We start from the raw sequence: 26,762 nt of genomic DNA, 5'->3' as shown, positions 1-26,762 counted from the left end.
CCCTGTAATGTTTTGTTTGTAATTTTGACTTATATAGAGCATATGGCGCATCTGGTGGGATTTGAACCCACAACCTTCGGATCCGAAGTCCGACGCTCTATCCAGTTGAGCTACAGACGCTCATCACTAATGATAATTATACCTTAAAATGACTATTTAAATCAAGACCAAAAATTTTTTAAATCATATGATATAATTTATTCGTGGAGGTAAAGATTGTGATGAAAGTTAAAGATAAAGTTTTTTTAGCTTTAGATTTTGAAACAACCGGTTTGAACCCTGAGTTAGGAGATCGGATTATAGAAATAGCAGCGATCCCCATATACGATAAAAAAATTAATTTCAAATATGCATTTCATACCTTGGTAAATCCAAATATATTCATACCTGGAGAGGTCTCTAAATTTCATAAATTAAATAATCAAGATATTTCTAACGCTCCATCCTTATCAGAAGTTTTCCCAAGATTTAAAGAGTATATTGATGATTCTATAATTGTATCACATAACGTAAAAATGGATCTGAGGTTTCTAGATATTGCTGCAAAAGAAAGTGGGATGTTTTCAATTGATAATTACTATATTGACACCCTCGAGATTTCAAAATACTATTTTGATAAAGGCCCATACAATCTTGAATTTCTTTCGAAAAAGTTCAATTTAGGGATAAAGCAATTTCATAGAGCTTGGGATGATGCATTATCTACAGCTAAACTTTTCCAAAAATATATAAAACTTTTTTCATTCGAAGCAATAACCAATTTTATTAAAAAATGGGGTGATTGATTTTGATTAAGAACTTTATTATCGATACAAATGTTTTGATTCATGATCCTAACAGTATTCTCAACTTTCAGGATAACAATGTTTTGATCCCATTTCCAGTAATAGAAGAAATAGATAAGTTAAAAACAAGAAGTGATAAAGTGGCTAAATCTGCCAGAGAGGTCAATAGAATTTTAGATAGTTTTAGAAATGGGACGCCATTACATAAAGGGATAAAATTGCCCAGTGGAGGAACATTGAAGATCTTGGCACTGGAAAAAAATGATGAAAAACATAAAATCCCTACTTACCTTGGGGAATCAAAAGATGATTTCATATTATATTACGCCATGTTTTTAAAAACAACAGATGACTTACAAACTATAATAGTTAGTAAAGATTTAAACCTAAGGATCAAGGCTGATGCATTAGGATTAGAAAGCCAAGATTATTTGACTGATAAAATAGACATAAAACTTCTACCTGATGGTTATTACATAAATGAAAATCCAAGTATAGAGGTTGAAAAAAAGGATGAATATGATTTTTCAGAATTAGGGTTCAAAGAAGAACCTTTCCCAAACACATATCTTAATTATGGAGATTTATTTTTAAGATATGATTCTAAGTCAAAGAAGTTTCAAGCAATTTTGATAGATTTTGAAAGCGAGATCTTTGGAATAAAACCTAGAAACGTAGAACAAGTTTTTTCCTTGGATGCACTTTTAAACCCTGACATACCTTTTGTGACGCTAGTTGGTAAGGCTGGGACGGGTAAGACGTTACTAGCGTTAGCAGCAGGCTTATATTGTGTGCAAGTTGAAAAATTATACAATAAACTCTTGGTTTCAAAGCCTGTTATACCGATGGGGAAAGATATTGGTTATATACCCGGAGATATAGAAGAAAAAATGCGACCCTGGTTACAACCTATATATGATAATTTAGATTTGTTATTCAAAGGTAGCGGGAAGAAACCAGAAGAATACCTAACTAAGAAAGATTTATTGGAGATAGAGATACTTTCATATATAAGAGGAAGAACAATCCCAAACCAATACATGATAGTTGACGAAGCCCAAAATTTAACTCCTGCTGAAGTAAAAACTATTTTGACCCGGGTTGGAGAAGGCACAAAGATTGTATTAACGGGAGATCCATATCAAATAGATAACCCGTATTTGGACAGTTCATCTAACGGCTTAGTCTATACAGCTTCAAAATTTAAAGATAACCCTTTATCAGCTAATATTACAATGAAAAAAGGTGAAAGGTCAGAATTAGCAACAGTGTCTTCTGAAATTTTGTAAGAGATGGATGGGGGAAAGATGGGTGGGGAGCGAGGCAAAGGGATAAAACTCTTTTTTCCTTTAGGGTGGGCTGCGGGGCGAAGGGGCGCTAAAGTAAGTATTAGAAGTTCTAAAGAAGCCAAAAAAATAAATAACTAGGAGGAAAAATAAGTTAATGAAGAAAGAAAAATTGCATCTTGAATACGATATCTACATAGACATTGCAAAAGAAGATATTCACCTTTTAATTTATCTGGTCGAAGCTGAAGCACACATAATGAACGTTAGAAAAAAACAAGAGAATGGGTATTTTAAAATAATAGTACCAGCAGGCTTGGTTGATGAAGCATTAACTTTACTCAACTCTTTGAAAAATTCCGACATAAAAGTGGAGGTTGTAAGTATTGAACCGCACAATGGGATTATTTAAGTACATTCCAATACCTAGAGAATATAGTCCTGATATATACTCTATTGATTATGAAAAATTAAAAAAACTTGGTTTCAATACTATTCTTATGGATTATGATTTTACTATTACTGTATGGAGAGATGACAATATTCCTGATAAAACATTAAACCTTTTAAACAAATTAATAAACGATGATTTTAAAGTTGCAATAGTTACCAATGCCAAAAGGGAAAAGGTAAAAAGAATTGAAAAACTGACTAACGGGAAGGTAAAAGTACATACAAGTATGAAAAAGCCTAATCCTAAAAAATTGAAATCCGTTTTAGAAGAGCTCGGTTCAAAAGAGTCAGAAACTGTTATTATAGGTGATCTTTTTATCACAGATATTAGCGCAGGAAATCGTCTGGGGTTGTATACGATTTTGATAAATCCGTATACTTATGGACTCGAAAATAAGTTTAAACAGTTTATGGCTGGATTCACGAAATTTGCTTACAACGTGTTTTTTTATACTATAGGTTGGTTTTTTAGAGCTATTGATTTAGTAGGTCCAAATGAATTTGAAAAAAGTGTGTTTGATATTGATTATTTGCACCTCAAAGATAAGGGGTATAAAATTTTAATTTTTGATTTCGATAATACCCTCAATGAATGGCATAGTGATTATTTACAACCAGAAGTCATCGATCTTTTTTTAAAATTAAAAGATCTCGGATTCTATATATTAATAGCAAGTAATAGCTCAAAAAAGCGTTTTATGAATTTATATATACAATTAAATGAGTTAGGAGTAGATTTATTGACTTCTGCAATGAAGCCATTAAGATTTAAAATCAGAAAAAAAATAAAGTTTCATGGTTACAAACCTGGGGAAGGCGTGGTGATTGGAGATCAACTTTTCACTGATGTTGCGCTAGGGAATGCCTTAGGATTTTACACGATAAAAGTTAAGCCTCTATCTAAAAAAGAAGGACTATGGACTAGATTTATGAGATTTTTTGAAAAAATAGCTTTGAAATGGATAAGAAAAAAGCCAACTTTGATAAAGAACGAATAGTTATTTTGAAATATCAAAAAAAATATAAATATTGAGGAAAATAAAGGATTTTCAAAATAATCGACTTTAAATGGTTTTAATCGTCCTTAAATGCCTTTAATTGGACTTGCTAGTTTTAAAGTTTTTTTATATAATTAATGTAACCGATTACATTAATGCTCTTGATTCTTGAAAATAAATTAAAAGTATAGAATTCAAGTTCAATATTTAAAGGTATTAAAGAAATTAAACTCATTCTATTTTTATGTAAACGATTACAAAAACTGTTTTAAGGGGTAATTATTATGGCTCTAAAAATAAAAGATATTGCTAAGATGGCAAATGTATCCGTAGCGACAGTTTCCAGGGTATTAAACAATTCTGATAAAGTAAGCCTTGAAACAAAAAACAAGATTATAAAAATAATTCAGAAATATGATTATAAACCAGACAGGATAGCGACTTCCTTAAGAAGCAAAAAAACGGGAATTTACGCGGTTATTTTTTCGGTGAAAGGTGGAAAGGTTTTAGAGGATACTTACTCAACAAAATTTTTAAAAGGTGTTTTAAATTACTTTTCTTCAAAAGGTCTTAAACTAATCGTAGATATCCATGAAAATGGCAACGTCGCTGAATATTATAGTAATACGATAAAAAGTAAGATTGTTGATGGTTTTATTCTATTAGACATCAGAAAAAATGATGAAAGGGTTGATCTTTTAAATAAAGAAAAATTTCCATATGTTGTTATAGGTAGAAATGATGAAAACAATTTTGTATACATAGATAGTGATAACGTAGCTGGAGCTTATATGGCTATCAAACATTTAAAACAGATAAAATGTAAAAAGATTCTTTATATTAGTGGTAATATGGGAATCCCTGTCTCAGAGCAAAGATTAGCCGGGGTAAAAAGTGCTCAAAAAGACCTAGACGTTGAAGTAGATGTAGAATTCGGGGATTTTGATGAAGAAAAAACAGTCGAAATATTAAAATCTATTCTAAAAAAAGGATTTGAATATGATGGAATATTTTGTGCCTCAGATATTATGGCTTATGCAGCTATGAAATTTTTGAGGGGGTTGAATATAGAAGTACCAATAGTTGGATACGATAATATTCCCCTTTCCGAATTTGTAGGTTTAAGTACCATCGACCAGAACATTATAAAAATAGGATACAGTGCTGCGCAAGCTGTAGATAACATAGCAAATGGGAAAGATACAATTTCTATGGTTGTTCCTTCAAAATTAATTAAGAGACAAAGCACATTGAGTTTTATTCAGAAGCATATTTAGTACCATAAAAACATTTTAAAGGAGGTAGTATTGTATGAGAAAGTTAGCTTTATTTGTTCTAATGGTTTTGTTAGTTGGTTCATCTTTTTCCGCAGTAACTATTACTATCACTGGATGGCCTGGAAACCCTGCTGAAGAATCAGCTATAAACGAGATTGTTCAGAAATTTAACTCTTCGCATCAAGATATCCAAGTCAGATGGGATCCCATTGCAGGAGATTATAAACAAACTCTTATGACTAGGTTATCTGGGGGTCAAGGACCTGATCTGTTCTATGTAGATGTGTATGTTTTCGAAGAACTTGCTAGAGCCAATGTTTTGCAACCTTTAGATCTATACATACAAAGAGATAACTTTGATATCGACGACTTCTATCCTAACTTGGTAGATGCATTCACGTTTAACAACAGAATATACGGAATAGCTAAAGATTTCTCAACTCTTGCGCTTTTCTACAACGAAGAGATTTTTGATGAATATGGTGTTCCATATCCTACTAACGATGATACATGGTTTGATTTGTTGTACAAAGCGGCCTTGTTGAAAGAAAGAGGATTTGATGCACCTTTGTCTTTGGCAGCAGATTTTAACAGATTGATTCCATTTATTCATAGTTTTGGTGGAAGTTTGGTGAAAGAAGATTTATCAACTGCTTTAACCGAAAAAGAAGCGGTTGCTGCCATGAAGTTTTATACTGAACTAGCTACAAACTACGATTTAGCTTATTTACCTTCCACGTTGGGTGCAGGATGGCTCGGAGATGCGTTTGCTAAAGAGATGACTGCTATGGTTATGGAAGGTCCTTGGGCTTTGGGATATATAAGAGAATCTTTCCCAAATGTTGAAGAAAAGACAGGTATAGTTGAAATACCAAGTCTTGTTGAGGAATCCACTATGATATATACCGTTGCTTGGGGTATGAATAGGCAAACCCCACATAAGGATGAAGCATGGGAGGTTTTAAAATTCTTAGTAACTGAAGGACAAGAAATTTTCGTTGAAAAGGCAGGAGTTCTTGGTTCAAGGCAAAGTGTTGCCGCTGAAGATACAGATCCTATGAAGAAAGTATTCTATGATTCAGTTGAATTTGGTTACCCATGGAGAGTTCCTACTCCTACCGGGATATTTGCCAAAGCAAACGATTATTTGAACTCTTTACTAAATGATCTTTTTGCAGGAAGAATTACAATTGAAGAAGCTGTAAATTCTATCGAAAAGAATTATAATTCTTGGGTGACTCAATAGATCAGACTAGGTGTCTTCAAGGCTTTTATTAAAGTTAATTAAATGATGAGGGGCAACCCCTCATCATTTTTTAAGAAAAGAGGTGATTTTGTGAAACCTAAAACTAGAGAAGCAATATCTGGGTATCTGTTCGCTTCTCCTGTTATAATTATAGTCTTATTATTTGTAATATATCCAATTATCATGATATTTTATTATAGTTTTACTAATTTTAATCCTTTAGAAACACAAAAATTCAAGGCACCGCTTAACCCACAAGAAGCCATTGAGCTTCATCTAGGTATGTTTCAGACAGATGTGAAATCTGTTGATGAAATAGAAAGCTGGTTTGACGTACTCACTTTTATCCAATACGACGTTGGCATTAATTTAAATGAGGAACAAAAAGAAGCGATATTGAAATATTTTGATAGTCAGAAACTTTTGGAAGATTTTATCGAAGGTAAATTAGATACAACTATGACAAGTTCTGAATTTATGACAACCTATATGAAAGAAGAAAAAGATCTATTTAAAAAATATAAACCCCAAATTGTCGGATTGGGAAATTTTCAGAGAATGTTTAATGATGATTATGTCAGAATATCTCTTTTTAATACATTATTGTATACTATTATCGTGGTTCCTATACAAACTTTTTTAGCTGTTTTGTTAGCAGTCGCAGCGAATTCAAAAGTTAAGGGTGTTAAATTTTACAAAGTTGTATTTTTTCTTCCAGCCATAACATCATCTGCTGCTATCTCTATGATTTTTTGGTTGATTTATTCTAAACCAGGAGTCTTAAATCGAATTCTTGTTGGACTTTTCGGCAATTTTGGATATCAACCGATAGATTGGCTTAATAACCCAAATACCGCATTATTTTCAATAATGCTCATGAACATATGGTCTACCGCGGGATATTTTATGATTACCTTTTTAGCAGGACTGCAAGACATTCCCAATTCATTATATGAAGCTGCAGAGATAGATGGTGCTTCTGGGGGACAGAAATTTTGGAGGATTACTCTACCTCTTTTAAGACCGCAGATATTGTTTGTTATAGTCATGGGAACTATTGGCTGTATGCAAGTGTTTGATCAGATCTATTTTTTAATCGAAAATATGAGAAATATCACGATCTCATTTTACATATATAAAAATGCTTTTGAATACGGAAATATGGGTTATGCTTCATCACTAGCATTGATACTTTTTGCGATCATTATGTTCATAACGTTTTTACAACGGAGATACATCCCTGAAGAATATTGAGGTGAAATCAATGACAGAGAAAAAATGGAAAATTGCAAGGATAATATCTTATATTGTTTTAATTGTCTACACTTTAATTTCTCTTTTTCCCTTTTTATGGGCAGCACTCGTATCGTTTGTACCTATGAATTATGTTGACGAAAACGGTATTACTAAAGGTACCGATGTAATGAGTTGGCCACCCAAGATACGAGTTTTTGAATGGCCACCTAAGGCTTTTGGTGCTCCTTTAACATTTGAAAACTATGCGAAGGTTTTTGAAGTAGTTCCGTTGTATTCGAGATGGTTTTTAAATACAGTTTTATACGCAGGGTTTATTACCATTGGGAACATTCTCATAGGTACCCTTGGAGGTTATGCTTTTGCGAGACTAAGATTTCCCTTAAAGGAAGTGTGGTTTGCTCTTTTTTTAGGGACCATGATGGTTCCAGCTCAAGTTACCATGATACCACAATATACTTTAATGGTAAATTGGGATTTAGTCAATACGTATTATGGAATGGTGTTTCCAAAATTAGCAAATATTTTTGGACTATTTTTGATGAGGCAATTCTTTATGAATTTTCCAAAAGAGATGGAAGAAGCTGCACGAATAGATGGGGCTGGGATTGGAGGAACTTTTTTCAGAATAGTGTTACCCAATGCTAGGCCTGCTGTTGGGGCGTTAGCTATATATACTTTTTTAGGTGCTTGGAATGATTTTCAATGGCCTTTAATAATTACTTCTCAAAAAGAGATGTACACCTTAACCCTAGGATTAAATTTTTTTAAGACATCTTATTATACTTTCTGGCAGTACATGATGGCGGCAACTATCATAATGACAATTCCAATGATAATTATATTTCTTTCATTTCAAAAACAGTTTGTTGAAACAGGTAGAGCTGCTGCAGTTAAAGGTTAATTGATCAAGAATTTGATGATGAAGGTATTGAGTTTAGAAATACAAAGGAGGATTAATCTGTGATAAAAGCCTGCATTTTCGATTTAGATGGAGTAATAGTCGATACAGCAAAATATCATTATATGGCATGGAAGAAACTTGCAGACCAGTTGAATATACCTTTTAATGAAAAAGATAACGAAAGGTTAAAAGGTGTTAGTAGGATGAAAAGTTTGGAGATTATATTAGATTTGGGAAATTTAAATCTTAGTCTAGAAGAAAAAGAAGAGTTGGCACAAAAGAAAAATAATTGGTACGTTGAGTACATAAGTAAGATGGACAAAAGTGAATTACTTCCTGGTGTAGAGAAATTTATAAAAATTTTGAAAAGCAAAGGTATTAAGATCGCAATTGCATCAGCAAGCAAAAACACAAAATTAATTTTAGAGCGATTAAATTTTGAAGACGTCTTCGACGCGGTTATAGATGGAACAATGATAAGTAATGCAAAACCTAATCCGGAAATCTTTTTAACAGCATCTAATTATTTAAGTTTAAAACCAGAAGAATGTGTCGTTTTTGAAGATGCTGTAGCAGGGATACAAGCTGCGAAAAGAGCCGGAATGAAAGTTATTGGTGTGGGAGAAGAAGAAGTATTGAAAGGTGCGGATAAAGTAATTAAGAATTTTGAAAACATTAATTTAACGTTAATTGAATCTATTTAAAAAATATGTTTTATGGGAGGGAGCAAATTTTGAACCTTTGGGAAATTGTACAAGATGAATACAATCCAGAAGAAAACAAAAAATACGAGACTATTTTCACATTAGCAAACGGTTATCGAGGACTTAGAGGGTTCAATGAATTTTCAAGTTACGGTTGGAAAGGTAACTTTATTGCTGGTATATATGACAAATCAGAAGCAGAAGTACAGGAGATCGTGAATAATCCGGACCCTTTAACAATAAAATTCTATATCGATGGAAAAAGGATTAATTTAGATAATCACAAAATTAGAAATTTCAAAAGATTTCTTGATATGAGAAAAGCAATTTTAAAAACAAACTTAGAAGTTGAATTGACTTCTGGTGAAATATTAACGATCAACGTCGAAAGATTTGTCAGCAAGAATGATGTCCACAGATGGGCAACTAAATATGAAATAGTACCGAAGAATTTTTCAGGAAAACTTATAATCGAAAACACAATAGATGGATCAATTACAAATTCTGTTCACGATCCTTATAAAGAGGTAAAACATTATAATGTTCTAAAAATGAAAGATTTGGAGCCAGGTATATTTCTAAAATCTTCTACAAAAGAGAAAGCAATTGACGTAGTCGAAGCAACGACGTTGCGTTGCTATAGAAATAACAATAACCTTTTAAGAAATCGTTCTTTTAAAATTTTAGGTGATAAAGTAAAAGAACTTTATGAGATTTTTCTTGAAAAAGATGAAGTTTATACTATATATAAATACGGAGTAACTTACACAACGAGAGATAACATAAGTGATGTTGAAAAAGTATCAGAAGAAGCTTTAGTAGAATTTGCCTTTGAAGGTTATGAAAAAGAGTTAAAAAAACACTGTGAAGAATGGGAAAAGATTTGGGATGATATTGATATAGAAATAAAAGGTGATGAGAAAGCTCAGTTAGGCTTTAGATTCAACGTTTTTCAGTTAACCTCATGTGCCAATAAAAATGATACTAGTGTTAGTATAGCCGCTAAAGGATTACACGGGGAAGGATATAAAGGGCACATATTTTGGGATACCGAAATATTTATGGTTCCGTTTTTTATATATTCTCAACCGGAAACAGCAAAATCGCTTCTACTATACAGATATAATACACTAAACGGAGCCAGGGAAAATGCCATTTTGAATGGATACAAAGGTGCCCAATTTCCATGGGAGTCGACAGATAATGGTTTAGAAACTACTCCAAAGTGGGGAAAAGATTATTTGGGTAATCCAGTGAGAATATGGACCGGTGATGAAGAAATACATATTACAGCAGATATTCCTTTTGCTTATTGGGAATATTTTCGAGCTACTAACGATGAGAACTTCATGTTTGATTATGGAGCAGAAATATTTTTTGAAACCGCAAAATTTTGGGAATCTCGATTAGAGTATAATGAGCAAAAAGAAAGATATGAAATCAATAATGTTATAGGTCCTGATGAGTTTCATGAGCACGTAAATAACAATGCCTATACGAATTATCTAGCTAGGTGGAATTTAAAAAAAGCTTATGAGATTTCTAACTTACTTAAACAAAGAGATTTCAAAAAATATGATAGACTGTGTAATAATTTGGGTTTATCAGAAAAAGCTTTCAAGAACTGGAAAGAAATTTCGGAAAAGATATTTATCCCAAAATTTGACGACACAGAACTTATAGAACAATTTGAGGGCTATTTTAAACTGAAGGACTATATTATCAATGAGTGGGACAAAAACAAAATGCCACTGTGGCCTAAAGGTGTAGAGATCAATAAATTAGATAAAACTCAACTTGTGAAACAGGCAGATGTGATAATGCTTTTATTGTTATTGGAAGATGAATTTGATAGTAGTACGAAAAAATTGAATTATGACTATTATGAGAAAAGGACTATGCATAAATCTTCTTTGAGTCCGTCTATGTATTCAATAATGGGTTTGAAAGTGGGAGATCATCACAATGCCTATGAATATTTTATGAAAACAGTGATGACTGATTTGGAAGATAATCAAGGAAACACGGAGTTTGGTTTACACGCTGCATCTACTGGAGGTTCATGGCAAAGCATTGTCTATGGTTTTGGGGGATTGAGTGTAGATGAGAGTGGAGTTTTGAATCTCAACCCTTGGATACCAGAAAAATGGGAGAAATTATCTTTCAAAATCTACTGGAAGGGAGCAAAGATAACAATCAGTATTTTTCAAGATAAAGTAATCTTGGAATCAACACAAGATCTAATGGTAAAGGTTTTTTCTCAAGATTGCAATTTAATCGGTTACAAATTGTTTATTTTTGATACTTCAAATATAATTTAAAAAGTGGGCCATATGGCCCACTTTGATTAAGCTCCGTACTTTTCTAGTTTTAAAGCATTTGCCAAAGCTAACGGCATAATATCCAAGGCTGATATCGTTCCAAGGGTTCCCTTTGCGCATTCATACTCATCAAAAGAAACAGACAATCCTTTTCTTACATATTTTGAATAGAGCAAAACAGGAACAGGATGCCAGCTGTGTGCTTTTAGTAAAGCAGGGGTAGAATGGTCTCCTGTGATGATTAAAACATCTGGTTTCAGGTTTAAAATTTCTTTCACGGCTTTATCGGTGTTTTCGATAACTTTCACTTTTTCTTCGAAATTTCCGTCTTCACCATAGGAATCAGTTTTTTTCACATGAAAGTAGAAGAAGTCATAATCATTCCATACTTTTTTCAGTGTTTCGACCTCATCTTCTGTTGTTTGGCCTGCTTCTAAGACTTCCATTCCTACTAATTTGGCAAGCCCTTTATACATAGGATAGGTAGCAATAGCCGCGGCTTTCAATTTATAATTCTCTTCAAAAGATGGCAATAGAGGATGCTTGGAAAATCCTCGTAATAGTGCGAAATTCATTTTTGGTTGATCTTTCAAGACTTCCCCTATCTCTTTTATCAATTTGTTGACAATATTAGCCATTTTTTCTGAATCGGGATTAGTTGCCTTAGCCCATTCCATTGGTAGCCCTTCTCTTTGTGGGTCAGCATCTGTGACTTCATCAAATAAGCCATCTCCTGTAAATTTAACTACAAGTCTATGTTCTTTACCTGGGTAGAAAGTTATATCAACATCGTCTATTTTTTTAATATTTTCAGAGAGAATTTCTACAATTTTTTTTGATTCTTCACTGGATGGCCTTCCAGCTCTTCTATCAACTATTATTCCATCTTTTATTGTTGCAAAATTACCTCTTGCAACAACGTCCTTTTTATCTACTTTGATTCCTAATCCAAGGGCTTCCAATATACCTCTTCCTATGTCATACTTTAATGAGTCATAGCCAAAAAGGGAAAGATGCCCTGGACCGCTGCCAGGAGTGACTCCTTGTAGAACAGGTACACTTTGCCCTAAATCACTTTCTTTCGCTAAAGCATCCATGTGGGGTTTGTATGCCGCTTGAAGAGGAGTTTTACCATCTTTTGGCAGGTCTCCCAATCCATCCATGACGAGTAATACTATTTTTGAATCTGTCTTAACTACTAAGTCTTTTATAACTTGTTGTCGATCTACACTGTTCACTAAATTACACCTCCGATATTAATTTTTTAAGTGAATCCTTTAACGTAATAAAAACTCTATTTCTGATATCATGTTGTTTAAAGCCCTTTCAACTGAAATTCTTCCAGTTAAGGCATCATACACATTATTTTGTATAGCAAAAGAAATCTCTGTGTATATAGGAGATTTTGGTTTTAAAACTAAATTTTCTAAAGATGATCTAAAATTCAATAAATTGGGATCAACTTCAGAGATAGTTGGTTCGTTAAATACTTCTAAATTAGTTGGTAAAAAGTTTAATTGTATTAATCTTTGTGTTTGACTTTCATTAGAAGTCAAGTATTTTATAAATTTCTTTGCAGCTTCTCTTTCTTCATCAGAGGAGTTTGGGTTGATAGCCAATGCTTTTCCTTCAAGAACAGATACATGTTGATTTGTAAATTCAGTTTTTGGAATAGGAGCGATCCCCACCTTTCCATTAACAGCTGAATCTTCGCTGTTTAATAAATGCCAAGCATAGGTCAAATTCCTCATGAAAACGGCATCACCACTTTGAAATATGTTTCTGCATTCTTCTTCTCTGTAAGTTGTTACACCTTTTGGACTAATTTCTTCAGATATAATGTTATTTAACAGGTTTAGGCTAAGTAAAGCCTTTTCTTTATTTTCTGCTTGTTCTAGAACTAAGTGATCTCCTTCAAATATCTTGCCTCCATGAGAATACAAAATTTCGAGAAAAAAAGTCGTTAATTCTTCGTATCTAGCACCAGGCCAGACAAATCCTTCTATTCCTTCTTTTTGAGAAATATCCTTTGCAATTGTAATCAATTCATTCCAAGTTGTCGGCACTTCATATCCATATTTTTCCAATAAATCCTTTCGATAATATAAAACACCTGTTTCAACATAATAAGGAATTGCTTTTAATTCACCGTTAATTGTTACCATTTCTAAGATTTGTGGATCAAGATTGTTTACATCAAAATATTCAGAATCTTGATTTAAGTTTACCAGGAAAGGTGAAAATTCATTTATCCACTCCATATCAAGAGATAAGATCGTAGGTTCTTTCGCATTGGTAACTACAAATGTCCCGTAAAATTTGTAAGTTGAACCTGGGTAACTTGGAATCGAATAAATTTCAACATCAATGTCTGGATTTTGTTTTTCAAAATTCTCTATTTGGGAGGTTAGTAATTGAATTTGATCTTCTATTGATTCAACGGCGATATTTATTTGAACAGCAAACAAGTTGATAAATAAAGATGTGATAATGAAAATAAAAAATTTCTTCTTCATTTTACACACCCCCTTGTATTTTTATCTTCAATAAAATTATATCATAAAAATAGCACTTGTTTTTAAGTGAATTTAATTTGTCAATTATAAAAGGCAGACTAATTAAGTCTGCCTTTTATCAAAATAGATCTTTTTATATCTTAAAACTTCCAACTAATCCTTTTAACTCTGTGGCTAACTCACTCAACTCTTTCGCTTCTTCGTTTATCCCTATCCCTTGTTTTACTTGTTCGTCTATTACACTTCTTGACCTTTCTAGTTGTTCACTTATTTCTGTCACAGCTTTCGCTACCCTGTCCATCGCTGTGCTCATCTCTTGTGCACTCGCACTTTGTTCCTCTGCACTTGCCGTCATGTTTTCTATCCCTTGGTCCATCCTTTCTATCCTTTCTTTTATCCTGTTGAAACTTTGTTGTACATTTACCATCTTTTCGTTTATTTCTCCTATCGTTCCTACTACCTTGTTCGTCGATTCGTTTACTTTGTTCGTTCCTTGCGTTATGTTGGTTAGTATCTGGGATATTTCATCCGTTGCATTTCTTGATTCTTCCGCTAATTTCCTTATCTCATCCGCTACAACTGCAAATCCTCTTCCCGCTTCCCCTGCCCTTGCTGCTTCTATCGCTGCGTTTAGTGCCAAAAGGTTCGTTTGTTCCGTTATCGAGTTTATCGTTTCTACTATACTTTGTACGTTCTTGGCGTTGCTTGCGAGTGTTTCTACTTCTTTTTGACTTTCTTTTGTCCTTTCTACCGCTTCTTTCACCGCTTGACTTATACTTTCTATCGTTTTGCTTCCTTCTTCTGCAGCTTTACTTGTTTCATCTGCTTCTTCACTTAGTCTTTGTGCGTCTTGGGATACACCTTGTGCTGCCCTTGCTACTTCGTCTACACCTGAGGTCACTTCTTCTACGTTTCCTGCCGTTTCTTCCGTACTTGTTTGTATCTTGTCCATCTGGTTTTTGAGTTCTTCTGAGTTCTTCCTGCTTTCTTGTGATGATCGTGTTAGACTTTCTGATGCGTTTTCTACTTTGTCAGATGCCTGTCTTATTGACCTCATGGATCTTCTTAATTCTTTACTCATTTCTGATAGAGCGTTAGCCATCTGACCTATCTCGTCTTTGCTTTTACTTTCAAAGTTTACCGTTAGGTCTCCTTCTGAAAGTTTTTTAACCGCATTTGTTAATTGTTCAATTCTATTTCCAAATTGTTTTGTAAATAAAAAAGTAACAACGATAATAATAACGATTAGAATTAACAATAAAAGCATAACGTTTCTGATAATTTTGTTCAAACCTAATTCTAATTCAAAGTCTACTTTTTTCGGGGTTAATGAAGGTAATTCAAAAGATGTTTGTAAAGGAATATGGACTGAAGTCTCTAATGTTTGGAATTCTTTGGCAATTTGAAGGTGTATGCCATCAAATTCGTCTATTTGAAAATAAAAGCTTCTCAACTGTTTTTTGATTATTTCTTCGGTGATAAATTGCTCATTTAATTTACTTTCGTTTAAAGAAACTTCTTCTTCTGGTAGATTTGAATAAATAACTTTATAATCTTTATCGAATAAAGTTATGTATGCATCTAGAAGCTTGGATATTTCCAATAATTTTTGATGATCAAACTCTTCTAAGATCACTAGAAACCCATTTACCGTATTTGTTGCAATGGGATCAACTACGGGAAAAATTCCGATAAAGTAAGGTGTAGAATTGAATGACTTACTTTCTATGACTGGCGTCATATATCCAATGTCTAGAATTGTTTTAAATTGTTTATTTAAAAAATCTTCAATATTCAATTCTTTTGTATATTCATATCCTGGTAAATACGTTTCGGCCTTTTTTTGTACTTTATACGAAGTATTTCTTGATGTTATTTCCAAACCACTTCCACGAGTATCAGGGGTGTTCATGATCCAAAGTTGCATCCCGTTGTATTGTTGGGATGTTACGTAAGGTTCTAACAAACTGTACCTTTCTACCAAAGAAATAGATTTCGAAGCAGTTTTCTCTTGAATGCCTGGAATAGCTGCAATCATTTTTCCTAATTTCTCAAGTGAATTTTTTTGGGTATCTACGAAATTGGTGAAAACTTGACTTAAGGTTTCTAGAGAATTATCAAAAGAATCTGTATAATTTTTTTCTAGTTGTTCAGAAAATTGTGCTTCTATGTTTTTTATTTGATCAGTTAAATAGTCATTGTATTGGTTTAGTTGCTCTTGAATTAAATAGTTATATTCATTAATTTGATCCGAATAATCTTGATTCAAGGATTCAATCAAAGTTGATACTTGCGCCTCGTTTTGTTCAGAACTTTTTTGAATGGCATTTGTAATGTATATTACAAAAAAAGCACTTGGTATCAGAGCGAAAAGAATCAACATAATTCCTATTTTGTTACCAAATTTATTAAACAAATGAACTTTAGACAAGCCCAATTTTTTCATTTGGATTCCTCCTTTATGGAAGCGTTTTCTTTAAAATTATACCATATCAGAAAAAATTAGTAAACTAAACTAATATAAAAAGTGAATCCCTCTATTTAATTAAAGTATTAATTAATCTAATGTTTTAATAAATGAAAGAATTATAAGTTATAATTTACTTAAAGATAGCGGCTTTAGGAACAATGAAATTTCAAAAATATACTAAGAAATCACGAGGAGGAATAAACATATGAAATTAGAAGATAAGATGTTAAATGCCCTTAATGAACAAATAAACAAAGAAATTTTTTCCGCGTACCTCTATTATTCAATGGCAGCATATTTTGATTCACTGAATTTAGAAGGATTTGCTAATTGGATGAAAGTCCAAGCAAAAGAAGAACTTGCTCACGCTCAGAAGATGTATGACTATATTTACGACAAAGATGGTGTAGTAGAATTGGGTAGTATTGACAAACCAAAGAAAGAATGGGGCAGTCCCTTAGAAGCCTTCAAAGATGCGTATGAACATGAGCTTTTAGTTACACAATCTATCGACAAGTTGGTTGATTTAGCCAAAGAATTAAACGACCATGCAACTCAAAACTTTCTACAATGGTTTGTAAACGAACAAATTGAAGAAGAAGCTAATACAAAGAAAATTGTAGATACCTTGCAAATGATCGGTGAAAGTAAAACCGCTTTGTTCATGTTCAATGGTCAACTAGGCAGTAGGCAGTAGAATGATTCAATAAAATAGGCTATTATAAACAACAGGGAGTTTACTCCCTGTTGTTTGATAGTTCTTTCAAGCTTTCCAATACTTCTAAAACATGGTCTTTCACTCTTACATTTTCCCATACTTTTTTAATTATTCCATTTGGATCTATCAGGATTGTTGATCTGACAACTCCCCAATTTTCTTTACCATAATTCTTTTTTAGTTGCCAAACGCCAAATTTTTCAAGAATGGAATGTTTGGGGTCACTTAGCAAAATCACTTTTAAATCATTTTTTTCTTTAAAGTTTGCATGTTTTTCTGCAGTATCGGGACTTACTCCCACTATTTGACAATTATACTTTTTGAACTCTTCTAAGTAATTTGAAAAATCAACGGCTTCTTTGGTACAACCAGGTGTGTTATCTCGTGGATAGAAATAGAGCACAAGCCATTTTCCCATAAAATCCTTGATATTAATCTGATCACCATCAGCATCTTTAAGTGAAAACTCTGGGATTTTATCGCCTATTTCAAAATTTAGATATCTCATTTTAAACCCTCTCCTTTATTAAAAAGCTAGTCCTCCACCACCTATTCTAAAAGTGATATATGGACCTGTGGGTCCAAAATTTGGAACACTTCCAATGGTTCTTTCAGATAATTGCCAATCACTTATCAATCCAACAGGCGCATATGTGTACCCCACTGCTAAACCAATAGCTAAACCTCCTGCTGCCTCATCATCACTAAATGATAATATGTAATCAGCATTTATTCCTACTTTAAAGATAGGAAATTCGGTATAAAAAGTGTTTTCGTTGAAAGTGGACAAATTGCTATCGAAATCTGAAGAAGCAGGGTCTTGGGAAATTTTCAACTCTATTCCACCACCACCAATACCCCCAAGAGCGTATATTCTAAAAGCCTGCTTAGAAAAAATCAAATAACCAATATTGAATGTTCCATAACCAATATCGAGTTGTACCGTTTTCCCACTCTCTTTCTCATTAGTAGATATACCGTATCCTTCTCCCCCTATTAGAAATCTTCCCATTACTCCATAACCGCCACCCCCGTTAGCCAATGCCACATCTTTTAATTCAGGGAGTCCAGCGGCTGTTAACTGTGTATTTAATTCTTTAACATCAAGCCACTGAGCACCAATATCTCCACCACCAAGTCCTCCATACTGACCGTTTTTTACTTCTTGTGAAAAAACCAAACCTATTAAAAGAATAATCAACGTTATTAACCAACCAGTCTTTTTCATATTTACCCCCCATTTGTAAAAAATTTTGTTACACTTGATTTTATAAAAATTAAATGAATTTGAAATAAAGAAATATTAACTTTATTTTAAGAGCAATTTGGTTTTTAATATTCATCATTTTATTACTTTCTTGAAAAAACTTGAAATCTATTCTCATAATAAACCAAGAGAGTATAAGAGGCAGTCTTTTGGTTGTATTAATTATATCATTTCTGCTTTTGAAAAGAAGCAAAAACCTCTTTCCAGATATCATGTTCTTTAGGTTCAAAAATTTGAAAGTCGAAAGATCTTTTTATTAAGTTCCGTGCCTCTTCAAAGTTTTTTACAAATTGTAAGGCATATAGCTGGGAAACTAAATTCCCTACTGCCGTTCCTTCAATGGGTCCAGTTAGAACAGTTAGTCCTGTTGCATCTGCGATTAATTGACAGAGTAATTTATTCCTGGTACCTCCACCTACCGCATGAACCCTTTTAAAATCAATATTCAAAATCTTTGATAGTTTTTCTTTAACTTCATTTACTTTGAAGGCAATTCCTTCCAATGCCGTTCTTATGACTTGAGATGTTTCATTTAAAACAGTATCGTTATCTTTTATAGACTGCTGAATTATTGCTTGAATCATGTCTTGAGGGTTTTGTAAAGAAGGATCGTCTACATTGATATAAGAAGAAAATGGTTTTGCATTCTGTGCCATATCTGTAATTTTTTGATAAGTATCACAGTTATCCGGCAAGTTAAGACTTTTTATAATGCCCTGAATTAACCACATCCCTGTTACGTTTGCCAATATTCTAAAGGATCCATCCAAACAACCCTCTGCGGCTAAATTGTTTTCCATGAGTTCTTCGTTGTGGGGAACCTCTTTAACAATAGCGCCAGTCAAGCACCATGTTCCTAAACTAATATACAAGGTATCTTGGGGATCTGAAGCAATTGCGGCATATGCGGATCCTGTATCATGACTTGCTGGCAGAATAACATCTATGTTTGAATTGTTATTTAAAACATCTATTTTTATTTTACCAATTTTTGTACCAGCAGGGACTATTTCAGGTAATATATCAGGAATGTCAAACTTTTTCATGATTTCTTCGTCCCACTTTCTTCTTCTATGATTATAAATTTGAGTAGTTGTAGCCATTGTAAAATCAATAGCTTTTTCACCTGTTAAAAAATAATTTAGCAACGAAGGGATCATCAATAAGTCTTTTGAGATTTTGACAAAATCTGGAGCGTATTTTTGGTAGGCTAATATTTGGTACAATGTATTGAACGGTTGAAACTGTGTGGGAGAATGTTCATATATCCATTTCTTGCCAACTTTTTCTATTGTCTCTTGCATTATATTCGTTTTAAACATATTTCTATAATGAATTGGATTGTTTATTAAATAACCATTTTCGTTTAAAAGTCCAAAGTCTACTCCCCAACTGTCTATTCCTAAGGATAGTATCTTTTGATCATTTTTTTGAGCTATTTGAATGCTTTCAATTATATGATTATACAGATTTAATATGTCCCAAAAAGATATTCCATTTATTTCAACTGGGGAGTTTGAAAAACGGTTTACTTCACTCAAAATAAGTTTGTCATTCTGTATGTTACCAGCTATTACTTTTCCACCTGACGCCCCGAGATCGATAGCTAAGTGTAGATATTTCAAGATTATCACCTTTTCTTTAAGTATTTTTTTAGAACAACTTCCCTGGGTTCATGATGTTATTAGGGTCAAGTGTCTCTTTTATCATTTGCATCCATTTGTACTGTTTTGGTTTTGTCTTTTTTAGTAACTCCTTTTTTATGAACCCTACTCCATGTTCCCCGCTTATGGCTCCACCCATTTGGGCAGCTTTCATCGCTATTTTTCCAAGTATCTCTTCCGATAAGGTTTTCCATTCATTTGGTGGAAGATTTTTTGGTTTTAATGGTGCAGGATGGAGGTTACCATCAGCTGCATGTCCTGCCACAGGAATATCTATTTTAAACTCGTTGGCTACTTCGTTGATGTATGTCATCATTTCAGGTATCTTAGATGTTGGTACTACGACATCTCCTGTGGGTACATACGGATCTACGGCTTTTAAGCTTTCCAGCCAGTTCCTTCTCATACGCCATATCTTTTCAGAATTACTTCTGTTATCTGCTATGAATACATCTTTTGCTCCGTTTTTTTGTAAGGCTTTTCCACTTTTTTCATACAATTCTTCAATCTCTTGCAAGCTTGTTGCCTCGTATTGAACTATGAGATAAGATTCTACCTCATCCTGGTATGGTAATTTCATTCCCGTGTATTTTGAAGAATAATAAATTGATTTCTTGTCTATGAATTCAATTCCTGAGGGTAAACTCTTTGTCTCGACCATTAATGGTGCGACATTGCTTATAGCCTTTTCTACACTTTCAAAGGGAACCAGCAGGTCAACAACTTTTCCTGGTTGAGGTATGAGATTTACATATATCTTTGTGAATATTCCGAGCGTTCCTTCTGAACCAATGAAAAGTTGTAATAAGTTGTAACCACTTGAATCTTTTCTTCTTTTTCCACCATATTCTACTATCTCGCCATCAGGCATTACTACCTCTAATCCCAATATATGATGAGCTGTGTTTCCATATTTTATTACCTTACTTCCACCTGCATTGGTAGCGACGTTGCCTCCAATGAAACTCGTTTCTACACTCATAGGATATCCTGCGTAATATAATCCTTTTTCTGATACAATTCTACATAGATCATTAGTGACCACACCTGGTTCAACCACAGCGACTAAGTTTTCTGAATCTATTTCTATGATTCTGTTCATTCTCTCAAGTGATATTACTATACCTCCGAATATTGGTATATCCGCACCGGCCAATCCACTACCAGCTCCTCTTGGCGTTATGGGTATCATTTCGTCGCTTGCCAGTTTTATTATTTGGGATATTTGCTCTTTGGTTTCTGGTTTTACTACAACCTCTGGCATGTGTGCATAATACTCTCCACCTGATTCGTCGTTTGAGTAACTTTTTAGACTTTCTATATCATCGTATATCAATAGTGCATCGTTTTTTAATATTTTTCTCAACTTTTCAACGGTATTGGTAGTTACCTTTCTGTATTCAATCATTTTTGTCACCTGATTTTATTTCTTTTTCTAACAGCGGTAGTATGTCTAAAGCATCACATACAATTCCAAGATCAGATACCTTGAAAATTGGTGCCTCTGGATCTTTGTTTATCGCTATAATATATTTAGATGATGACATCCCAGCTATATGTTGTACCGCTCCAGATATTCCCATTGCTATGTACAGTTTTGGGCTGACGGTTTTTCCTGATAGTCCCACTTGGTGAGAGTAGTCTATCCATCCCATATCTACTACCGCTCTTGTTGCACCAACTGCACCTTTTAGTTTCTTTGATATGTTTTGTAAGTATTTGAAGTTCTCCGGTTTTTTTAAACCTTTACCTCCTGCTACGATTACATCAGCTTGTTGAAGTGGTTGTACGCTGCTTTCGTCTTTTTTAAATTCTAACCATCTATATTTTGATCGAAAGAGTTCTTCTCCGTATTCTATTTTTGTTATTTTTCCTTTTCTGTTTTCATCTTTAGATAAAGGTAGTTTTGATTTAGGTCTTACCGTAGCCATCTGTGGTTTTGTTATTGTTTTTATCTTTGCCATCACGTTTCCACCTATAGCAGGCCTTATTTGTATCAGAGATCTTGTTTTTTCTTCTATTTCAAAGTCCGTACAATCAGCTGTTAAGCCCGTATTTAATTTTGCAGCAAGAGAGGGCATGAGAGTTCTTCCCCTTGTAGTTGCCGATGCAAGTATTATTTCAGGTTTAAAATCTTCTACCATTTTTTCAAGTATATTTGTGTGTACATCTGGGTAGAAATGTTCTAGTTTTTCATTTTCAACATAGTATACGTTGTCAGCCCCATATTGAATAAGGCTATCTAAATTCTCCACTTTGTTTGATATTACTACACTTGATAGTTCAACGTTCAATTTTGTGGCTAAGTCTTTTCCCCATGATAGTAATTCGTACGATACTGTTTCTATTTTTCCATCACTTATCTCCGCTATCGTCCATACACCTTTGTATTCTTGGTTCATGATATCACGCCTTTTTCTTTTAGAAAGCTTTTTATTTTTTCTAAGGCTTCTTGTGGAGTTTTTACTACTATCTTTTCACCATTTCTTGATATCTTTGGATAAAATACCTTTACAACCCTTGTTGGAGACCCTTTAAGTCCTATCTTTTCTTCGCCTATTTTCAACTCTTGATTACTCATTATTCTTATAATACTTTTTTTAGCTTTTAGTTTGTTTTCTAAATTCGGTAGTCTTGGCTCGTTTATTTCTTTTACAACTGTTATTAAAGTTGGTAACTCGGTTTGAATAATTTCATTTCCGCCTTCTATAGCCCTTTGAACGATTATCGTATCGTTTGTTATGTCAATTATCTTGTTGACATAGGTTAGTATAGGAATATCTAACTGTGTTCCCACAGATGGTCCTACTTGACCTGTTTCTCCGTCTGTTGCCCTTTCACCGGCAAATATAATGTCGTAATGTTTGTCTTTTAAATATTGACTCAATGTATAAGCGGTTGCTAAGGTATCTGCACCGGCAAACTTTCTATCGGTTAACAATACCCCTTCATCACATCCCATGGATATAGCTTCTTTTAGTGCGTATTCTGCTGAAGGAGGCCCCATCGTTACAACCGTTATCTTAGTTTGTGGTGTGCTTTCTTTAATTCTCACCGCTTCTTCGACTGCGTACATGTCCAATGGGTTGAGTTCGGATTCTAATTCACTTCTTATCATTGTTCCTGTTTCCTCATCTATCTGTACCTTGTCGGTGGAAGGTACTTGTTTGACTAATACGCATATTTCCATTAAACTTGGCTCCTTTTTAATTTTTTATCTTTCCAACAACATAGGGCCCTTCAGGTATAACTGCTATCTTGGCGCCGCGCCCTTTTAATTTTAAAGCCTTTTTTAATCCTTCCTCTAAAGTATTGATTTTAGTTGAAAAAGTATATTTGTACTCTTCATCATCCAGCGACGACAACATGAAAATGTTTTTCGTTTTCTCTAATACTTGAGTTAACTTTTGTACCTCCCATTGATCACTTTTGAAAGTTTCTGGTGAATCATGGCTTTTTAAAAATTCTTTTATTCCTTTTTCTTTTACTTCTAAAAGCAATTCTTTAAACTCTTTTTTCCCGATACCTTTTTCGCATTTTGAAGCCATTATTATTACTCCATCAGGTTTTAAAATCTCTGAAGCTTCTACTAAACCTTTAACCGTTTGATAAAAGTTTTGGTCTAAAGGATATCCACCATTTGAGGTTATAACTATATCAACGGGTTCTTTAATTTTCACTATCGAAGTATATGCTACCATTCTACAACCTACTTCGTGAGCTTCAAAGATATCACCTGCATAAATCCCATCTACTTCTTTTTTCTCGTTTAAAGAAACGTTTACTATGAAATCACACCCAGCCATCGAAGCTACTTCTCTAGCCATCTTATCGACAGGATTATTTTCTAACTGACAACTTTTTGAATTTGGATCTCCCATCGCCTTAACGCCATGAAATACCTTCAAGGTTTCGATGCCAACGATTCCTGGGCAGATTGATTTTCTCCCTCCTGAATATCCTGCCATAAAATGGGGTTCTATTAGACCTGTACAGATTTTTAAGTCCGCTTCTAAATATTTTTTATTCACAATAACAGGGCAACCAGAAGAGGTTTCTCCAATCTTCTTCAATTGAGTATCATCGTATGCATCGTGATTAATTATTTTTATATTTTCTTCTAAAACTTCTTTACCAACTAATTTTTCAAACATACTTTCTGGAACTGGTTCATGTGAACCATTTGCAATTAATATTGTTATATTCTCCTTTTTAATGCCAGCAAACCTCACATCATAGATTATGTATGGCAAAATAAGAGAATTTGGTACGGGCCTTGTGGTGTCAGAAATAACTATGCAACAATCCTTTTTTCTTTTTGCTAAGGTTGAAAGAGAACGGGTACCAAAGGGAAGACCTAACGATTTCATCATCTCAATGTCAAAAGCATCCCCTAAGCCTCTAAATTCCCGCTTTTTTAATAAAGAAAAATTTAAGTTTTTATCTAAATCTAAAAGCTTTTCTTCTTTACCGTATGGAATTTTAACTCTCATTTTTCACACCTTCAAAATTATCAAAATTATTTTTTCACTTTTATCTCAGTTAACTCTATCATTGGTCCGCCTTGTTTCTTCTGAAAAATTCTTTGAATGCAGCTATTTTTTCTTCTGGTATTTCGTTCACATTTGAATAGAGTTTAGAAACAAATGAAACTTGAGCGAGAAATTCTAAAGTTTCCAACTTTACATATGCTTCATTCATGTCTTTTCCTGCAACCGTGACACCATGGTTTTGAAGAACGAATACCCGAGATCCCTTTTCTAAACCTTCGTTAAAGGCATCTGCAAATTCTTGAGTTCCAGGCATTTGATATGGTATATAGGTTATTGGATCCAATACTAAAGAAGATTCTGGAAGAGCGTTTATAGGTAATTTCTCAAAGGTAATTGCAAAAGAGGTAGCATACATTGGGTGAGCATGAATAACTGCGTTTACATCATTTGCTTTTTCGTATATTTTTATATGCATTTTTTTTTCTGAAGAAGGTTTCTTGAGTCCGTCGATTTTATTCCCGTTTTTATCTATGGTGATGATATCTTTCTCAGTTAGAAAGTGTTTTATGGTCGATGTGGGAGTGATATATATTTTTTCTCCATATTTTATACTCATGTTTCCACCCGTACCATCCGTTAGCTTTCTGTCCCAGACTAATTTTGCAAATTCTGCAACTTCTTTTTTTAATTGCTCTTCTAGCATATTGTAACCTCCTGTATTATTGCTTTTTGAATTAATAATTCTAAACTTAACGTTATAATACAATTTTAACACAATATATAAGTAATATAGTGGTATATAAAACTAACATAATCACAGAATCTAAGAGTTATTTCAAAATAATTCATCATAATCGACCGTAAAAATACACTTATAACGAAGATTTATACAAAATTTAGATAGATTTGTTTATTAAATTAAGGGGGCATTAGCCCCCTTAATTAAACTATTATTTGCTGTAGTGCTTCCTCATTTCTTCATTACCTGGCAAAGCAAGGATTTCCTCTAAAACTTTTACTACCTGGTCGTAAGACTTTGTACGTGGATCTCTGATCAAAAATTCTTCGAGTACTTTTTTATCTCCAGTTAGGAATGCTTCTAACGCCCATTCCATTCTCATGATTCTTGGGTATAGGTACATCTTTTTAATTCTTTCTGGAAGTGGTGGATCTATTTTGTAACGATGGATTCCATCTTTGTCTGCATACACAGGAATCTCCACGGCTACATCGTCTGGGATTCCAGGTATAGTACCGTTATTTGGTAAATTGAGAACGAGATCTACTTTTTCGTTGTTTAATAAGGCATTTGCCAACAATATATGTTGTTCGCCGCTTTTCCTTTGAGGATCTAACAAGTTGTATATTTCTTTTGTGAGTTCTTCTTTTACATCGTTTTTGGTTTGAGAGATAATTTCATTGAGTGAATCTTTTGAAAGTAATTTGGCGTTCTTATTCTCTTGGAAATATTTGGCAACTTTTTGCATTGCTATTGCAATCTCTGCTTGTCTATCTTGATACCATTTCCATCCTAACTCTGAATCAACGCCTCCCCATGGTTCTCCAAACCACTTTTTCTTTGTTTCGAGGTTGTAATGATATTTCCAACTTCCATTCCTGACTGTGTCTCCAATGGGCATTTTCCCATAGAATTCATACATATCTTTTTCAACCGGAGAGAGTTGATCGTCGAATGGATTGGTGGGTTTGAAGTTTTCAACCTCTTTTTCTAATAATTCATCAATGAGTGGATAGGCATCTTTTCCTTCATACATGAATTTTGTCAACCAAATTCCATGGTTTACACCTGCTACTTGCCATTCAACTTTTTCTGAATCTAAGCCTAATTTTTCAATTATGTGGTCTACTCCATGATGGCCGTGGCATATTCCAACCATATTTATTGGAACCGTTCTTGTTATTAAATTTGTTAATTCAAAGACAGGATTTGCCGCCTGCAAAAGCCATGCCTTAGGGGATATTCTTTCAATAGCTTTTGCAACATCGTGCATAAACTTTAATTGGTTGAAATTGCTTATTGTGTAATAATCTGAAACCATGTTGAATTCTTGTGAGTCTATTCCTCTGTAATATCCGTATTTTTCTGAAATTTTTCTTACTTGTTCAAAGTAACTGTGTCCCCCAACCAATGCTGTGTTTACAACAAAACTTGAGTCTTTTATTGCGTCTTCAACGTTTGTTGTAGTTTCAAACCTCAAATCCGCTCCGAACTCTTCTGCAAATTTCATAGCAAGCATGTGTACTGCGTTCAATCTGTCTTTATCTATATCCATTAAGGATACTAGACTCCCTGATAATCCCTTTGTTTTACAAAGATCGCTAACCAATCTTAAAGAAAATGCTGCGCTTCCTGCTCCAATGATCCCTACCTTGATAGCTGTCATT

The 26,762-nt window shown here is 33.6% G+C and carries 23 protein-coding genes and 1 tRNA gene; 11 read left to right on the top strand and 13 right to left on the bottom strand.

Annotated elements, in window-relative coordinates:
* Positions 1-43: 43 nt before the first annotated feature.
* A tRNA-Arg gene (locus BZ25_RS07810) sits at positions 44-120 on the bottom strand.
* 101 nt (positions 121-221) lie between these two features.
* On the opposite strand from BZ25_RS07810, the gene BZ25_RS07805 reads away from it, so the two are divergent.
* The 10 genes from BZ25_RS07805 (at position 222) to BZ25_RS07760 (ending at position 11,228) form a co-directional block, all read left to right on the top strand.
* Positions 222-785: a PolC-type DNA polymerase III gene (locus tag BZ25_RS07805; RefSeq protein WP_121514411.1), complete on the top strand. Its 564-nt coding sequence runs from the start codon at positions 222-224 to the stop codon at positions 783-785.
* Between the two features lie 2 nt (positions 786-787).
* Positions 788-2,074 (top strand): PhoH family protein, encoded by a 1,287-nt coding sequence (locus BZ25_RS07800; protein WP_121514385.1) that lies wholly within the window; start codon positions 788-790, stop codon positions 2,072-2,074.
* Between the two features lie 154 nt (positions 2,075-2,228).
* Positions 2,229-2,483, top strand: coding sequence for a DUF4911 domain-containing protein (locus BZ25_RS07795; RefSeq protein ID WP_121514384.1), 255 nt, complete (start codon positions 2,229-2,231; stop codon positions 2,481-2,483).
* On the top strand, positions 2,458-3,522 hold the full coding sequence (locus BZ25_RS07790) for a YqeG family HAD IIIA-type phosphatase (RefSeq protein WP_012208000.1): 1,065 nt from the start codon (positions 2,458-2,460) through the stop codon (positions 3,520-3,522). The genes BZ25_RS07795 and BZ25_RS07790 overlap by 26 nt, the downstream gene beginning before the upstream one ends.
* A 284-nt stretch (positions 3,523-3,806) precedes the next feature.
* A complete protein-coding gene (locus BZ25_RS07785) occupies positions 3,807-4,799 on the top strand; it encodes a LacI family DNA-binding transcriptional regulator (RefSeq protein WP_121514383.1) in 993 nt (330 codons plus the stop codon).
* 34 nt (positions 4,800-4,833) lie between these two features.
* Entirely contained in the window at positions 4,834-6,045 is a 1,212-nt protein-coding gene (locus tag BZ25_RS07780) for an ABC transporter substrate-binding protein (RefSeq protein WP_121514382.1), read from the top strand.
* 90 nt (positions 6,046-6,135) lie between these two features.
* The gene (locus tag BZ25_RS07775) at positions 6,136-7,299 is read left to right on the top strand and encodes a carbohydrate ABC transporter permease (protein WP_041533988.1); all 1,164 of its coding nucleotides are present in this window, start codon (positions 6,136-6,138) and stop codon (positions 7,297-7,299) included.
* Between the two features lie 10 nt (positions 7,300-7,309).
* Positions 7,310-8,203 carry a carbohydrate ABC transporter permease gene (locus BZ25_RS07770; RefSeq protein WP_012207997.1) on the top strand — a complete coding sequence of 298 codons (894 nt, stop codon included), beginning with the start codon at positions 7,310-7,312 and terminating at the stop codon, positions 8,201-8,203.
* 59 nt (positions 8,204-8,262) lie between these two features.
* On the top strand, positions 8,263-8,907 hold the full coding sequence (gene pgmB, locus BZ25_RS07765) for a beta-phosphoglucomutase (RefSeq protein WP_012207996.1): 645 nt from the start codon (positions 8,263-8,265) through the stop codon (positions 8,905-8,907).
* A 5-nt stretch (positions 8,908-8,912) separates the two neighbouring features.
* A complete protein-coding gene (locus tag BZ25_RS07760) occupies positions 8,913-11,228 on the top strand; it encodes a glycoside hydrolase family 65 protein (RefSeq protein ID WP_370034947.1) in 2,316 nt (771 codons plus the stop codon).
* 26 nt (positions 11,229-11,254) lie between these two features.
* Here the strand turns inward: BZ25_RS07760 and BZ25_RS07755 are convergent, their stop codons facing one another.
* The 3 genes from BZ25_RS07755 to BZ25_RS10495 all read right to left on the bottom strand — a co-directional run bounded on the left by BZ25_RS07755 (position 11,255) and on the right by BZ25_RS10495 (position 16,190).
* Positions 11,255-12,466: a 2,3-bisphosphoglycerate-independent phosphoglycerate mutase gene (locus BZ25_RS07755; RefSeq protein WP_121514380.1), complete on the bottom strand. Its 1,212-nt coding sequence runs from the start codon at positions 12,464-12,466 to the stop codon at positions 11,255-11,257.
* 39 nt (positions 12,467-12,505) lie between these two features.
* Positions 12,506-13,744, bottom strand: coding sequence for an ABC transporter substrate-binding protein (locus tag BZ25_RS07750; RefSeq protein ID WP_121514379.1), 1,239 nt, complete (start codon positions 13,742-13,744; stop codon positions 12,506-12,508).
* Between the two features lie 133 nt (positions 13,745-13,877).
* Positions 13,878-16,190 carry a methyl-accepting chemotaxis protein gene (locus BZ25_RS10495; protein ID WP_121567515.1) on the bottom strand — a complete coding sequence of 771 codons (2,313 nt, stop codon included), beginning with the start codon at positions 16,188-16,190 and terminating at the stop codon, positions 13,878-13,880.
* A 229-nt stretch (positions 16,191-16,419) separates the two neighbouring features.
* Here BZ25_RS10495 and BZ25_RS07740 point away from each other — a divergent pair, with 229 nt between their 5' ends.
* Positions 16,420-16,911 carry a ferritin gene (locus tag BZ25_RS07740; RefSeq protein WP_121514372.1) on the top strand — a complete coding sequence of 164 codons (492 nt, stop codon included), beginning with the start codon at positions 16,420-16,422 and terminating at the stop codon, positions 16,909-16,911.
* Between the two features lie 40 nt (positions 16,912-16,951).
* On the opposite strand, the gene bcp is transcribed toward BZ25_RS07740, so the two are convergent.
* The 9 genes from bcp to aglA all read right to left on the bottom strand — a co-directional run bounded on the left by bcp (position 16,952) and on the right by aglA (position 26,761).
* The gene (gene bcp, locus BZ25_RS07735; protein WP_121514371.1) at positions 16,952-17,440 is read right to left on the bottom strand and encodes a thioredoxin-dependent thiol peroxidase; all 489 of its coding nucleotides are present in this window, start codon (positions 17,438-17,440) and stop codon (positions 16,952-16,954) included.
* 18 nt (positions 17,441-17,458) lie between these two features.
* Positions 17,459-18,160: a hypothetical protein gene (locus tag BZ25_RS07730; RefSeq protein ID WP_121514370.1), complete on the bottom strand. Its 702-nt coding sequence runs from the start codon at positions 18,158-18,160 to the stop codon at positions 17,459-17,461.
* Positions 18,161-18,366: 206 nt separating this feature from the next.
* On the bottom strand, positions 18,367-19,824 hold the full coding sequence (locus BZ25_RS07720) for a rhamnulokinase family protein (RefSeq protein WP_147429940.1): 1,458 nt from the start codon (positions 19,822-19,824) through the stop codon (positions 18,367-18,369).
* Between the two features lie 28 nt (positions 19,825-19,852).
* A complete protein-coding gene (locus BZ25_RS07715; RefSeq protein ID WP_121514368.1) occupies positions 19,853-21,271 on the bottom strand; it encodes an FAD-binding oxidoreductase in 1,419 nt (472 codons plus the stop codon).
* On the bottom strand, positions 21,264-22,265 hold the full coding sequence (locus BZ25_RS07710; protein WP_121514367.1) for an electron transfer flavoprotein subunit alpha/FixB family protein: 1,002 nt from the start codon (positions 22,263-22,265) through the stop codon (positions 21,264-21,266). The genes BZ25_RS07715 and BZ25_RS07710 overlap by 8 nt, the downstream gene beginning before the upstream one ends.
* Entirely contained in the window at positions 22,262-23,053 is a 792-nt protein-coding gene (locus BZ25_RS07705) for an electron transfer flavoprotein subunit beta/FixA family protein (protein WP_121514366.1), read from the bottom strand. The genes BZ25_RS07710 and BZ25_RS07705 overlap by 4 nt, the downstream gene beginning before the upstream one ends.
* A gap of 16 nt (positions 23,054-23,069) precedes the next feature.
* Positions 23,070-24,356, bottom strand: coding sequence for a nickel-dependent lactate racemase (larA, locus tag BZ25_RS07700; RefSeq protein WP_121514365.1), 1,287 nt, complete (start codon positions 24,354-24,356; stop codon positions 23,070-23,072).
* 58 nt (positions 24,357-24,414) lie between these two features.
* Positions 24,415-25,059, bottom strand: coding sequence for a class II aldolase/adducin family protein (locus tag BZ25_RS07695; RefSeq protein ID WP_012207983.1), 645 nt, complete (start codon positions 25,057-25,059; stop codon positions 24,415-24,417).
* 247 nt (positions 25,060-25,306) lie between these two features.
* Positions 25,307-26,761, bottom strand: a complete 1,455-nt coding sequence (aglA, locus tag BZ25_RS07690) for an alpha-glucosidase AglA (RefSeq protein WP_121514364.1) — start codon at positions 26,759-26,761, stop codon at positions 25,307-25,309.
* Position 26,762: the final 1 nt, after the last annotated feature.

This window comes from Petrotoga sp. Shatin.DS.tank11.9.2.9.3 (assembly GCF_003665005.1).
Lineage (GTDB): Bacteria > Thermotogota > Thermotogae > Petrotogales > Petrotogaceae > Petrotoga > Petrotoga mobilis.
This window is presented reverse-complemented; position numbering and strand designations above follow the sequence as displayed.